The sequence below is a fragment of the Agrobacterium burrii genome (assembly GCF_017313405.1).
GTDB lineage: Bacteria > Pseudomonadota > Alphaproteobacteria > Rhizobiales > Rhizobiaceae > Agrobacterium > Agrobacterium burrii.
Window position 1 is genome coordinate 207,808 of record NZ_JAFLNA010000006.1, and the last position, 13,965, is coordinate 221,772.

The following is a 13,965-nucleotide window of genomic DNA, read 5'->3' on the forward strand; positions in this document are numbered from 1 at the left end:
TTCGGTAAGGGCTGCTGGCGTGTCCGGGCAGACCGAAGCGGCAGCACCAGGCACGATAGATGCGAGTTGAAATTCATCAGGTTTGAAGATGCCGGGTGAGATCACTCTGCCGCCATCGCGAGCACCGGATTGGGAACGTGTTCTTCCGATTGGAGCTGTTTCTCACCCTTGGGCGGCTTGATGCGGAACCATGCCGCGTAAAGTGCTGGAAGAAACAGCAGGATCATTACGGTCCCGACAGCCGTTCCGCCGATCAGCGTATAGGCCATCGATCCCCAGAAGACCGAATGCGTCAGCGGGATGAAGGCGAGGACGGCTGCGAGTGCTGTCAGGATAACGGGTCGCGTTCTCTGCACGGTCGCTTCGATGACGGCATGGTAGTCATCCAGACCAGCGGCCTGATTTTCCTTGATCTGCTCGGTCAGGATCAGCGTATTACGCATGAGGATACCGGCCAGACCAATCAAGCCGAGGATGGCGTTGAAGCCGAAGGGCTGGTTGAAAATCAGCAACATCGGCACCACGCCGGCAAGGCCGAGCGGTCCCGTCAGCATCACCATCGTCATCGTCGACAGGCTGCGGACCTGAAGGATGATGACGATGAGCATGGCGGCGACCATGGCCGGGAAAATCTTCACCAGCGCCCCATTCGCCTTGAGGGACTCCTCGATATTGCCGCCCATTTCGATGCGGTAGCCGACGGGAAGCGAGGCGATCAATGGCTGAAGGGCCTTGAAGACCTGCTGCGACACTTCCGGCGGCTGGGTTGCCTCGTTTATATCAGAGCGGATGGTGATGACCGGCGTGCGGTCACGGCGTTTCATGATCGGCTCCTCGAAACGGATTTCGGAATGACCGATCTGGTCGAGCGGAACCGGGCGACCGTTTCTGCTCATCAGTGAGAAATCCGAAAGCCTTGAAGGATCGAGCCGGTTTTCACCGGCGCTGCGCGCCACCACGGGAACGTTGCGGATATTTTCGCGAACCTGCGTGATCGGCACGCCACTCAGCAGCAACTGCATCTGCTGCGCAGCCTCGGCGGGAGAGAGGCCGATAAGGTTGAGCCGATCCTGATCCGGGATGAACCGCAGCACAGGCGTGCGGTTGCCCCAGTCGCGGTTGGGCTGGCGAACGTCGGGTACGGTCTTCATGATGGCGAGCGCTTGGTCGGAGATTTTGTACAGTTCGTCCGGATCCGGCCCCATGATGCGGAACTCTACGGGAAATGGCGTATAGGGACCGAAGACGAGCTGTGTAATCCGCACGTTCGCTTCCGGAGCTAGTCCGCTGGAAACCGCTTCCCGAAGACGATGCTTGAGCGCCTCACGCGTATGGGCGTCGGATGTCAGCACGACGATCTTGGCGAAAGCCGGATCCGGCAATTCAGGCGCCATGGCGAAGAAGAAGCGCGGCGCGCCCTGACCGACATAGCTTGTCGCGATCTTCGTTTCGGGTTGCTCTTTCAGCCAACCCTCGAGTTTCGCGACGGTCGCCGTCGTCGTCTCGATGCTGGTCCCTTCCGGCATACGCACTTCCACCAACACTTCGGGACGATCCGACGTCGGAAAGAACTGCTGCTTGACGGCCCCCATGCCAACAACGGAGGCGGCCATGATGACGGCAACGAGACCGCAGGTCAGGAACTTGTGGCGTACGGCAAATTCTATGAGGCTGCGAAGTCGCCGGTAATTCGGGGTGTTGTAGATGGCGTGGTGACCGCCTTCCACCGGTTTGATTTCAGGCAGCATCTTGACGCCGAGATAGGGCGTGAAGATCACCGCAACGAACCAAGAGACGATCAAAGCGAAGCCGACGATCCAGAAGATGTTGCCGGCATATTCACCGGCGGCGGATTTGGCAAACCCCACCGGCATCAACCCGATGATGGTCACAAGCGTGCCGGAAAGCATCGGGGCGGCCGTGTGGCTCCAAGCATAGGCGGCCGCCTTGATGCGGTCCATGCCTTCTTCCATCTTCACCACCATCACCTCGATGGCGATGATGGCGTCGTCCACGAGCAGCCCGAGCGCCAGAATGAGCGCGCCGAGTGTGATGCGGTCGAAGAACCGCCCGGTTTCCAGCATGATCAGGAAGACGACGCCGAGCGTCAACGGAACCGCAAGTGCGACGACAATGCCGACGCGCCAGCCAAGGCTGACGAGGCTGACGAAAAGGACGACGCCGAGCGCCATGGCGAATTTCAGCATGAATTCGCCGACGGCTTCCTGAATGTTGACCGCCTGATCGCTGACTTTGGCAAGTGTCATGCCGAGCAGCAGAGTTTGCGCAATCGTCGAAGACCGGTCTTCCAGCGCCTTGCCGAGTTCCAACCCGTTCCAGCCCTGCTGCATGACTACGCCAAGCATGATGGCGGGTTCGCCCTCGTGGCGGATGAGATAGGTGGCGGGGTCCTGATATCCACGCCGCACTTCGGCGAAATCCGACAGCTTCAGGACACGTCCGCCCACGACGATGGGTGTTTCAGCAATCGACTCGACGCTGTCATAGGCGCCATCGAACCGGATGAAGACCTGCGGACCCTGCGTATCGATCGAGCCCGCCGGGGTGACGGTATTGCGCCGTTGCAGGGCGGAAGCGATGTCCTGCGCCGAAATCCCCAGCGTGGCCAGCTTGGAATAGGAGAATTCCACGAAAATCTGTTCCGGCTGCTCGCCTAGAATGTTGATCTTTTTCACGCCCGGAACGTGAAGCATGTCCTGACGGATCGTCTCGGCCTGCCGCACGAGATCGCGCATCGCCATGCCCTTGGCTTTCAGGGCATAAAGGGCGAAGCTGACATCGGAATACTCATCGTTGACGAAAGGGCCTATGACACCGGGAGGGAGATTCCGGGCTTCATCGCCAAGTTTCTTGCGCGCCTGATAAAATTCGCCTTCGACGGCGGACGCCGGCGTATCGTCTCTGAGCGTAACGGTCAGGAAAGCGTAGCCCGGCCGTGTGGTCGTCTCCACGCGATCGTACCAGGTCAGTTCCTGAAGGCGCTTTTCGAGCGGTTCGGCGACCAGATCCTGCATTTCGCGCGCAGTCGCCCCCGGCCAAACCGAGGTAACCGTAAGTGTCTTGATGGTGAATGAGGGATCTTCGGCTCGTCCCAGTTTGACGAAGGCGTAAGCGCCGGCGGCAGCCAGCAGGACGATGAAGAACAGGGTGACGGCCCGCTCGCGAACGGCAAGCGCGGAAAGATTGAAGCTCATCAGTTTGCCGCCTCTGCTTTTTCAACGCCGGTGCGCACGCTTGCGCCATCCTGAAGCAGATGCGCGCCAAGGGCGACGACAGCCTCCCCGGCCCGAAGGCTCGAAACGATTGCCTTTTCCTCGCCGATCCGTTCGACCTTCACTTCGCGAAAACGAACGCTTGAGGATTGTTCATCGACGACCCACACGCCCGTGCGCGTGCCGTCATCCAGAAGCGCACCGATGGGAACTTCGGCGTGCGCCAGCGCGTCCTTATTTTCCACGTTTATCGTAACCGTTGCCCCAAGCGGCGCGGATGCCGCCGCCCCCTGCAATACCCAGCGCGTTTCATAGGTTCTGGTTTGAGGGTCGGCAGCATCGGATATCTGGCGGAGCACCGCTTTCTCCTGCCCACCGCGGCCATAGACAGCGGCCTGCGCAATGGCGCCAATTTCGGGCCTGAGATTTTCCGGCAACCAGACGAGTGCTTCGCGCGGCCCTGCTTTCGCAAGCCTTATGACCAGCTGGCCTGCCGAAACCACCTGTCCGGGTTCGCCGAGTGTTTCGACGATCGTACCATCTCCGCCCGCCACGAGCAGAGCATAGGTCGCCTCGTTTTCGGCCACGGCTGCGTCAGCCTTCGCTGCAGCAAGTTGCGCCGTGGCCGTATCCAGAGTGGCTTTCGCCCTTTCATACTGCTGGGTGGACGAAGCCTGAGATTTGACAAGAACGGCAAAGCGCTTCTCGTCGGCCTGAGCCTGTACGAACGTTGCCTGCGCGGCCGCAACCGCATTGCGTTTGGCGGTCAGAGCAAGCCGAAGATCGGTCTCGTCGATCCGCATCAATGGCTGTCCCGCTTTCACCTCTTCACCAAGTTCGGCGAACCGCTCGACGATCTTGCCCGGAACCCGAAAACCCAGATCGCTCTGCACCCGGGCTGCAACAGCTCCGGTAAAGCTGCGGTTTATCGTGTTCGGGGTCGTGGCCTTGGCCACACTGACGAGTGGAGCAAGACTGCGTGGATCTGCAGCCGCCGCCTGCCTTTCCGTCGGCACCATCAGGAAAATCACCGTGACGACACCGAGGATGGCAGCCACTGCCACGGTTGAGAGGAGAATTTTTCGTTTCATGGGACTGGCCTTTTTCACAGTGGTGCCATAATTCTTAGATTGCTACCAAACTCTAAAACATATATAGATGTCAAATGAAATCTAATTGGAGGTCCACATGAGAGTGAGCCGCGCACAGGCCGAGGAAAATCGGGACAGGGTGATCACCGTCGCAAGCCGGCTATTTCGAGAACATGGTTTCGACGGAATTGGTCTGAAGGATTTGATGAAAGGGGCCGGCCTTACCCAGGGTGGCTTCTACAAACAGTTCACGTCGAAGGACGATCTTGCCGCCCTAGCATCCAGACGCGCTCTGGAAAGCGCCACAAGACGATGGTCCGCCGCGGCCGCAGACACCTCAGATCCGCTCGAAGCTGTTATGGCGTTCTATCTTTCCAGAGATCACAGGGGAGAAAAGGCGGAAGGTTGCCCGCTCGTTGCACTGGGGGCGGACGCGGCCCGACAGAGTGTGGAAGTTCGGCGTCCGTTCGAGGATGGCATTCGCGCTCACTTCGAGGTGCTGGATGAGCTCATGGGAGACGCTGATAATTCTGGCCCCAGCGAAAAGGCCATGGCGATACTGTCCATGATGGTGGGTGCCGTCACGCTCTCCCGCATCATCGAGGACGAAAGCCTGTCGCAACGCGTCCTGGACGCAGCCGCTGGCGAAGCCAGACGTATTGCCCGCAGTGACTGAGGGCATTTCAGGCTCCGCATAAACCGCATGTTTTTTGAGACTGGTCCTGAGCTTCATTCAGGTCGAGGGCCGAAGGCATGCCTATTTTTAAATTTCAAAGACAGGTGGAAAGCAGATGCGTCGTATAGTTGTCACAGGTATGGGAGCTGTCAGCCCCCTTGGAGCAAACGTCGATATTTCCTGGTCGCGCCTCGTTGCGGGCCAAAGCGGCATTCGCCGGCTGGGTGACGATGTTGTCGGGGATATTCCTTCGAAAGTAGGCGGCGTTATCCCCTCTATCAGCGAAGACGCGGAAGGCGGCTTCGATCCGGACAGGATCGTTGCGCCAAAGGATCAACGCAAGGTCGACCGCTTCATCATCCTGGCGCTGGCCGCCGCAGAGGAAGCGCTGGCGCAGGCAAATTGGAAGCCGGCCTCGAATGAAGACAGGCTGCGCACCGCGACGATCATCGCATCCGGCGTCGGCGGCTTCCCCGCGATCACGGAGGCGGTGCGGACCGTCGATCAGCGCGGTGTACGTCGTCTCTCTCCTTTCACCATTCCGTCGTTCCTCGTCAATCTCGCGGCCGGCCAGGTCTCGATCCGGCATGGCTTCAAAGGTCCGCTTGGAGCACCCGTGACGGCATGTGCTGCCGGCGTTCAGGCGATCGGCGATGCCGCAAGGCTGATCAAATCCAATGAAGCCGATATTGCGATCTGTGGCGGGACGGAAGCCTGCATGAACATCGTCAGCCTCGGCGGTTTTGCAGCAGCAAGATCGCTCTCGACAGGTTTTAACGACACCCCCGCCAAGGCATCGCGTCCCTTCGACACGTCGCGTGACGGCTTCGTCATGGGCGAAGGCGCCGGCATACTCGTCATAGAGGCTCTGAGCCACGCTCTTGCCCGCGGGGCAACCCCGATTGCAGAACTCGTCGGTTACGGAACGACGGCCGACGCCCATCACATCACCTCCGGTCCTGAAGACGGAAGCGGGGCGCGCAGAGCCATGGAAATCGCCATCGCGCAGGCCGGCATTGCCCCATATGAAATTGGCCATCTAAATGCTCATGCAACATCGACACCAGTGGGAGACCTGGGAGAGATCAGAGCCATAAAAAGTCTATTCGGCCAGAAAAAATCTATTGCTGTCAGTGGCACCAAGTCAGCGACAGGACACCTGCTTGGCGCGGCCGGAGGACTTGAAGCCATCTTCACGATCATGGCGCTCAAAAACCAGATCGCGCCTCCGACACTGAACCTGAACACGCCGGATCCCGAAGCGAGCGGCATCGATCTCGTTGCAAACGAAGCACGATCCCTGGACGCTGACTATGCGATATCCAATGGCTTCGGTTTTGGCGGCGTCAATGCCAGCGCGCTTTTTCGCCGCTGGCCAAAGGGAAACAACAGCCGGACATCGCCCTTGAGCTAACGCTCATCGTCACATCCGTAGAACCACCACGGTGCTCAAGCAATCGCGACACCCAAGAACCTCCTGAAAACTGGAGGGAAGATGAGGCTCAGGTCACACTAGCTGTGTGCCAGGACATTTTGAACGCAAAAAGGACTCCGAGTTTTCTCGAAGCCCTTTGATAAGTCTCACAAATTCTGGTTGCGGGGCCTGAACGCACGGAGGCTTGTAAATTCGCCGCTCTTGATGGAAACCGAACCGGCGTTCCTTGATACAGCTAAGTTAACCCGTTGGATTGATACGACTGAAGCGTTCGGACACTTGAACGGCTGCCGCATAGGCACCTCAAGGCTGGCAAATCGCCGCTTCGGGTCTCCTGCCGTCTTCCGCTTCGCGCCAACAACGGACATTCGCGTCAGACGATGCACTGTCCGATTTAGGGCGATTCCTGTCGCAAGATTCGTCACTCATGTCCAAAACACAAAGCTGCCAAGTTAGGCCGGGAAGCCTTCACGCCATCTCAACGTCAGAGGATTCCATTCCTTGCGCGATCAGCGGCGCAGGAGACTTCGACTGAAGGTGGGAAGCGTTAAGTCGCCGGGCCACAATATCATGGTTGAGCCATAGGACGGGACCGGAGGGTTCGGAAGATTCGCCGAAAATCAGCTGCCCGGTCGCCTTCACAACGAGGCCGCTGAGGAGGTCGCTGATCATCAACTTTCTATCGCGATGCATCTGGGTGATCTCATTTGACGTGCCGATGGTCAAATCGGCCTGTGCCTGACTGTTTGCCATGGGCCAGGCTGAAAAATCATAGAATGGACGCATGACCTCGCTGGCCTGCATGGCGGCGATCTTGCCGAAGACGTCTTCCATAGTTAAGCCATCGACCAGCAACTGCTCACAGGCCTGCCACTGTTCGTCTGCCCATTGGCCACCGTTTTCTTTCTTCAACGCAAGCAGCAGCGGTATCAGGGGCAGCTCGATACCCGTGAACACATCGGAAGAATTGGTCCGGATTTCGGGACAATTATAGACAGTTGCCTTCACCCCTGCCGCCCAGGCTTCCTCTGCAATGCCTTCGAGCCGCATCTTTGCATAGCCCTGCGTGTAGTTGGTGTAGGTCTGCCAACGATAGCTTCCGTCAATGAGGACGGCTGATCCGTGGTAACCATAGGCTGTATATCGCACCTGTCCGCCCGAAGCCTCCACGCGCTCGCGGATCGCCGCGCTGAAATCAATGAGATGGCGAAATGTGTTTGCGGAGACATCGTCAAAATTCTGCAGGATGAGTTTTCCCAGGTCACTGTCGAGCAAGGTCTGCGACGACATGTGGCGGGTTCCTGTGCCCTTGTAGATTCGATTGGCGACGACCAGGAATACCTTCGCCTTCGGGATGCCCCCGGCCATTGTGTGGGCGAAGAAAACATTGCGGCCAGCAACGATCATGCCGTCGAGAACGGCCATGACTTTTGAAAGCGACTCCGTAAAACGCGCAGTGGCAATATCGCGGCATTGCTCGACATAGTCCCAGTCGAGCTTGTCGTGTTCCCAGCTCTCAAGCGTCATCTTTGCCAGAAGATCGGTGGGCGTTGGGCCGCCTTCGGGCGCATCCAGATCAAAACCCGCCATAAGAGGGATGTTGATGATCCTGCCGCCCAGTTGGGCCTCCGCCGAAGACAGTTCCTCGGCGTCGAGCGGCCGCAGCCCGTTGTTCTCGTCGCGTCGCCCGACCGTGATCCCGACAATCTCCATTCCAGCCCGTCTGGCTTCATCGAGCAAGCCGGTGGCGTATCCGCGGCCGAACAGTTCGCCGAAGAGTACGAAAACATCGCCTTTACGGAAAACCGTGTTTTCGGAAAGATGATTCAGTGCAACCGGATTTTCCATGCTGTCAGCTCTTTGATTCGTGTGTCGTCGAGCAATGGCTCATACGAACTTCACAAACACATGACCGTATAGGCACGGAATGGAAACTCATTTTCGGTGACCGTTCATTTCAAAACGTGAAGTAGGTCTCTCTTGGCCCTGGAATAAAGGGAAATGCCGAGGCTGTTGGAGATCGGCGCACGATACCGAAATGAGTTCGGTGGGTACCTGCTAAATAATTAGAAAACCGCTCGCAGCGACGCATCAGATGGATTTGTCGAATAAGTCTGCCTCACTTTGGGTAGTGAACGTGAAAGTGACCCGTTCACTGTCATCGTCCTGGCGGATGCCAATTGCAGTCACAATCAACCGAGCGATCTCATCCTTGGCTTCACTTCCCGACCGAGACGAATTCACCGCTTTCTCGATGGCCGGTGCGAATACTTCGCTGATTACACCGAGGCGCATATTGTGTTTCATGATGATATCCCGGTCTTCGATAATCGCTGCCTGTTCAGCTTCCGGGATTCCGGCATTGTCCATTGCAGTTATAGTGGCATTGGTCGCTAGCTTGATCGGACCCTCCTCAAGCCACCGATCAACCATCTGATGGAACTGGCGCATACGCACAGCGGGGATTATTTTCTCTACAGTGATCGACATCTGTGTTCCTTTGTCAGCTTCTATGCATACCGATACGCGCTCCCTGGATAAGGGCTTCGTAGGTGAGCCAAGAACTTGGCTGGCCTGAAATGACCAATTTTGGGGTCGGAATTGGACTGCCCGATTTTGGCGACCAAGGATGAAATAGCTGCTATGGAGCGCGGCGGGTCACCATGGCAGCTTCTGACCCCAAAGCGGTCGTATCCAAGCGTTGCTAACCTGGACCGACATCTGACCTTCTCAGCCAATTCCGGGGATTTGGATTTACAACTCCCCCTGGTCGTAAGCGCGCCGGCGCGCCTTGATGGCGTTCAGATTGTCGTGGACCCAGAAGTTAAATCCCTCAAGGGCGCGCAAAGCTCCGTGGCCGATCTCTGTTAGCTCGTACTCAACACGCGGCGGCACTTCAGGGAAATAATGGCGTATAACGAATCCGTCACGCTCGAGATTGCGCAGGGTGAGCGTCAGCATGCGCTGGGTGATTTCGCCGACCTCTTTTCTCAAGGCTGAAAAGCGGAGCCGATGATTCTGGGCGAGCGAAAGACGCCAAAGAACCGGCACTGTCCATTTGTCACTCAGCAGGCCGCAGACCCCGTTTGACGGTATGGGTCTGAAGTGTCTGTCGTTTTCTGATCCGCGCGATGTGTCGGCATCGATCTGTTCATCCAAGGGTATCATCCTTGTGCCTGATGCTAAAGAATGTGCCGTCTTCCGGCAAAACTACATTCGTATATATAGACGGTCCTTGTTTAACGCGAGGGTTTCAAGTGACCAATAGCAAGCACCCCATTCTGGTTTTCGGCGCTACCGGAAGGCAGGGAGGATCTGTCGCCAAAGCCTTGTTGAAGGCGGGATGGCCTGTTCGCGCACTCGTTCAGGATTCCACCAAAGCTGCATCTCTGCAATTGCGGAATGCAGGCATCGAGCTTGTGCAGGGTTCATTCGAAGAGACCGATGTCATCCGCACCGCGATGAAAGGCGCTTACGGTGTCTTTAGCGTACTGCCAGCCAACCTGGCTGCCGAAGACGAAGTCCGTCATGGTATATCGATTGCGGATATCGCTGCCGAAACCGGCATCAACCATTTTGTTTATTCGTCGGGCGCCAGCGTGGGGAACGAACTGACAGGCGTTCCGCGTTTCGACGCCAAGCCTCGTATCGAAGCCCATATTCGACAACTCGACATGACTACGACCATCATCCGGCCGATGATTTTCATGGAAATGCTGGTGCGACCCGGTTTCGGCCTGGATGAGGGCCGGTTGATATCCCTGATCCGGCCGGACCATTCCATTCAGCTCACAGCCGTGGAAGACATCGGCAGATTTGTTGCTGCCATGCTTGCCGACAAGCCCCGCTTTGGCGGCACAACGCTTAAGGTCGCGAGCGACCGTCTGACCGGGCGTGAACTTGAGGTCGCCTTCAGCGAAGCAGCCGGCCGACCGGTAAGCTATGAACGGTTTCCGGACGATGTTCTGGCTGCAAACGCTGATCTCGCGCATATGGCGGAGAGCCTGATAGACGGGCCGCTCGCCGAGCAGGTCGATCTGAAACTCATGCGCGAAATCAACCCCGACCTGTTGACTTTCGCGTCCTGGCTTGCTGGCAACGGTCGCTGGATGCAGCCTTGTCGGCATCAGTGTCATGACACTACGCGAGGCTCAATAATAACAACCGGGACGTAACGGGGACAGGATTGTCAGGCAGCTTTCGACCATTGCCGCCGTCACCTCCTCGTAGCGGCATGCCGCGCAGTCCACCCTTTGCGATCAAGTCATACTCCCTGTCCAAGTTGGACACGGATATCGTTGCTCGCAACCGAGCAGACGTTTGCGGGTCATCAGTCACGTGCCAAGGCTTCGATCGGGTCCAGCTTTGCCGCATTGCGGGCGGGAAGGAAGCCGAAGACTATTCCGATCAGGGTCGAGCAGGTGAAGGCCACCATGATGGAGCCCGAAGAGAAGATCATTTTGAAATCGGGGCTCAGCAAATTGAAAAGAGCGCTGATCCCGAGGGCGAGCATCACTCCCATGAAGCCGCCGACAAGGCAGACCATGACGGCCTCGATCAGGAACTGGTAGAGGATGTCGCTGCGGCGAGCGCCAACAGCCACACGAACCCCGATCTCCTTGGTGCGCTCGGTCACGGACACCAGCATGATATTCATCACACCGATGCCGCCGACAATCAGCGAGATCACGGCGACTGACGAAATCAGCAACGTCAGGGTTTGCGTGGTGGTCTCGATAGTCTCGCGAATGGTCGCCGAGTTGGTGAGGAAGAAGTCTTTCGCGCCATGCCGACGCTCGATAAGGCGCGAAACCGCAGCCTCGACATTGCCCGGATCGACATCGTTGCTGATACGGACCGTTATACCGTCGACGTTCGGACGACCCAGCATGCGACCCATGACCGTTGTGTAAGGCGCATAAACCGTCAATGTATCAACCGCCGGGCCGAAGGAGTTTTCCCGTTTCGTCACACCCACAACCCTCGCCGGCATTGTGCCCAGAAGGATGACCTGCCCCACCGGGTTTACCCGGTCTGGAAACAGGTCTCGCGCAGCGTTTGCATCGATCACCACATTCTGACTGTAGGCGGTAACGTCCTCTGCGTCGAACAATTGTCCATGCGCCAGCTCAAGGCCCCGTACACGAAAGAAGTCCGCGCCGACTCCGGAGACTGACGCATTGACGGCCACGGCGGCGCGCTTGACAGTTACGCTCGTCGCGACGGTTGGTGTCACGCTGTCGACATAGGGCTGGTTCACCAGCGCTTCGGCGTCGGCGGGAACCAGCGTCCGTATCCTGCCCGCTTCCAGATCGCCGAAGCCTTTACCGGCCCGCACCTCGATCGTGTTGGTGCCGAGCGAACTGATACTGCTCAGGATTTGTTGCTGCGAGCCGGCTCCCAGTGCCGAGATAGCCGCCACCGAGGCGATACCGATGATGATACCAAGCATGGTCAGAAGCGAGCGCATCTTGTGCGCCCATATTGCCGCGCCCGCCATACGAAAAGCTTCGGCCATCCGGTCAATTGCGCCACGCCAGCCAGCGCCCGGCGCGTGCTCGCGGATGGGACGGGCCGTCGCGGCGGATTTGGATATATTGCGCTCGTCGGAAATGATAACGCCGTCGCTGATCTCTACAACCCCATCCGCGTGTTCGGCGATCTTCTTGTCGTGAGTGACCAGGATGATGGTGTGCCCTTCGGCATGAAGCTCGCGCAGAATCTTCATGACTTCGGCGCCACTGTGCGTATCCAGCGCTCCGGTCGGTTCGTCGGCCAAAATTATCTCGCCGCCATTCATCAGGGCGCGGGCGATCGACACCCGCTGCTGCTGGCCGCCCGAAAGCTTGCCCGGGATATTGCCCGTCCGCTCGGCCAGGCCCAGTCGGGTCAACAAGGAGATCGCTCGCTTGTGCCGGTCGGATCGGCTGCGTCCGGCATAGATGGCTGGCACCTCGACGTTGCTGGCCGCGCTGAGATCGCCAAGCAGATGATAGCGCTGAAATATGAAACCAAAACGCTCACGGCGTAGCGCCGCCAGTTCGTCCACGGACATCTTCGAGGTCTCGCGTCCTTCGATCCAGTAGCTGCCGGCCGTCGGACGATCGAGGCAGCCAAGGATATTCATCAGCGTCGACTTGCCGGAGCCCGAGGCGCCGATGATGGCCATCATCTCGCCGGCCTCGATGTCGAGGTCGACGTCTTTCAGCACCCGCACCATCTCGTCGCCTGCGGGGAAAGCGCGGGATACCCCACGTACGCGGATCAGTGGTTCCGTCATAACGCGCCCTACCGCTTTGCCGCGGCCAGTTGAGCCTGGCCATCCGTGCGTTCGTCCGTGGATGCTCCCAGGACAATGGTCTCGCCTGCCTGAAGACCGCTAAGGATCTGGATGTCCGCGCCGTTGTCGATACCGACCTGGACCTGCCGGATCTGGACCTCGCCCATCGCGTCCAGTATGCGCACACGCGCCGTATCGCCGGCCCGGGGCGCCCCTTCCACTGCACTGAGCGGAACCAGCACGGCGCCGCTGACGCGGCTCAAGACGATGGACACCTGCGCCGTCATGGACGGCCGCAGGACCCCGTCCGCATTCGCCACGTCGATCAGCCCGGTGTAATAGACCGCACCGTTGGTTGAGCCAATCCGGCTCGCGGCGGCGTTGCTCTCGTTGGCGATGGAGGCCGGGGCCGGTTCCACCTGTCGCAACTCCCCATCGAAACGGCGCTTCGGATCGCCAAGAATGCTGAACCAGACCGGCAGGCCCCGCCGCACACGCACGACGTCAGCCTCGGAGATATCCGCGCGCACCGTCATTGTGTCCAATCGCGCGATCATGACGATGGTCGGCGCAGTCTGCAGGGCATTCACGGTTTGGCCCTCGTCAGTGACGATCGCAACCACAGTGCCGGCGATCGGGGCAGTGATGCGGGTATAGTCCAGTTCTATACCCGCAGACTCCAGCGCGACCTGCGCTTGGGCGACCTGAGCGTCCAGCGACTGAACCTCAGCCCGCGCGGTGTCTCGCATCGCAACCGCGGCGTCATACTGGGCGCGCGGCGTGGAACCACCTGCCAGCAGGTCACGCTCGCGCTCGAAATCCTTCTCGGCTTTCACCAGACCGGCGCTGCGCGCGGCGTGAACGGCGCGGATGTTGGCCAAAGCGGCCTCACGGTCCCGCAAGGTGTTGCGCCGGGTCTGGGAATCGATCTCGGCCACCAATTGGCCAGCCTCGACGATGTCACCGATCTTGACAGCCAGATGCTCAACGCGACCCGAGGCCTGGGCGCCGACACGCACCAGCTCGAGCGGCTCGAGAACCCCGGTCGCCAGCACCACCTCTTCAATGTCACCCGTTCGTGCCTGCGCCGTCACCAGTTCAAGCTTCGCCGGCGGACGCAGAAACAGGAGCCAGACGCCCAGCAGACCGACAAGGGTTGCCGCCGCCAGGATGAAACGCTTGCGGGTAATGTGTCGTGTCATTTAGTCGTGGTCCATGCTATTGAAATTTGCGGGCTTTCTCTGTCACGA

General features: G+C 58.8%; 10 protein-coding genes. 3 read left to right on the forward strand and 7 right to left on the reverse strand.

The genetic code is table 11. The annotated features are described in order from the left end of the window. Positions 1–101: 101 nt before the first annotated feature. Both JZX89_RS13590 and JZX89_RS13595 read right to left on the reverse strand, forming a co-directional pair. Complete coding sequence (locus JZX89_RS13590; protein WP_207134353.1) at positions 102–3,215, reverse strand: efflux RND transporter permease subunit; 3,114 nt, start codon at positions 3,213–3,215, stop codon at positions 102–104. After that, entirely contained in the window at positions 3,215–4,324 is a 1,110-nt protein-coding gene (locus JZX89_RS13595; RefSeq protein ID WP_207134354.1) for an efflux RND transporter periplasmic adaptor subunit, read from the reverse strand. The genes JZX89_RS13590 and JZX89_RS13595 overlap by 1 nt, the downstream gene beginning before the upstream one ends. A 97-nt stretch (positions 4,325–4,421) precedes the next feature. On the opposite strand from JZX89_RS13595, the gene JZX89_RS13600 reads away from it, so the two are divergent. Then, positions 4,422–5,000: a TetR/AcrR family transcriptional regulator gene (locus JZX89_RS13600; RefSeq protein ID WP_149900720.1), complete on the forward strand. Its 579-nt coding sequence runs from the start codon at positions 4,422–4,424 to the stop codon at positions 4,998–5,000. A 115-nt stretch (positions 5,001–5,115) separates the two neighbouring features. Then, on the forward strand, positions 5,116–6,414 hold the full coding sequence (gene fabF / locus JZX89_RS13605; RefSeq protein ID WP_207134355.1) for a beta-ketoacyl-ACP synthase II: 1,299 nt from the start codon (positions 5,116–5,118) through the stop codon (positions 6,412–6,414). Positions 6,415–6,903: 489 nt separating this feature from the next. Here fabF and JZX89_RS13610 read toward each other — a convergent pair whose 3' ends face one another. The 3 genes from JZX89_RS13610 to JZX89_RS13620 all read right to left on the reverse strand — a co-directional run bounded on the left by JZX89_RS13610 (position 6,904) and on the right by JZX89_RS13620 (position 9,603). Then, positions 6,904–8,283: an enoyl ACP reductase FabMG family protein gene (locus tag JZX89_RS13610; RefSeq protein ID WP_207134356.1), complete on the reverse strand. Its 1,380-nt coding sequence runs from the start codon at positions 8,281–8,283 to the stop codon at positions 6,904–6,906. 243 nt (positions 8,284–8,526) lie between these two features. Next, the gene (locus tag JZX89_RS13615; protein ID WP_153515951.1) at positions 8,527–8,925 is read right to left on the reverse strand and encodes a hypothetical protein; all 399 of its coding nucleotides are present in this window, start codon (positions 8,923–8,925) and stop codon (positions 8,527–8,529) included. A 264-nt stretch (positions 8,926–9,189) separates the two neighbouring features. Beyond that, a complete protein-coding gene (locus tag JZX89_RS13620; protein WP_246746696.1) occupies positions 9,190–9,603 on the reverse strand; it encodes a winged helix-turn-helix transcriptional regulator in 414 nt (137 codons plus the stop codon). Positions 9,604–9,626: 23 nt separating this feature from the next. Here JZX89_RS13620 and JZX89_RS13625 point away from each other — a divergent pair, with 23 nt between their 5' ends. Continuing rightward, positions 9,627–10,610 carry an NmrA family NAD(P)-binding protein gene (locus tag JZX89_RS13625; protein ID WP_369809550.1) on the forward strand — a complete coding sequence of 328 codons (984 nt, stop codon included), beginning with the start codon at positions 9,627–9,629 and terminating at the stop codon, positions 10,608–10,610. Between the two features lie 155 nt (positions 10,611–10,765). Here the strand turns inward: JZX89_RS13625 and JZX89_RS13630 are convergent, their stop codons facing one another. Next, a complete protein-coding gene (locus tag JZX89_RS13630; RefSeq protein ID WP_207134357.1) occupies positions 10,766–12,715 on the reverse strand; it encodes a MacB family efflux pump subunit in 1,950 nt (649 codons plus the stop codon). Between the two features lie 8 nt (positions 12,716–12,723). Beyond that, positions 12,724–13,917, reverse strand: coding sequence for an efflux RND transporter periplasmic adaptor subunit (locus JZX89_RS13635; RefSeq protein WP_207134358.1), 1,194 nt, complete (start codon positions 13,915–13,917; stop codon positions 12,724–12,726). Positions 13,918–13,965: the final 48 nt, after the last annotated feature.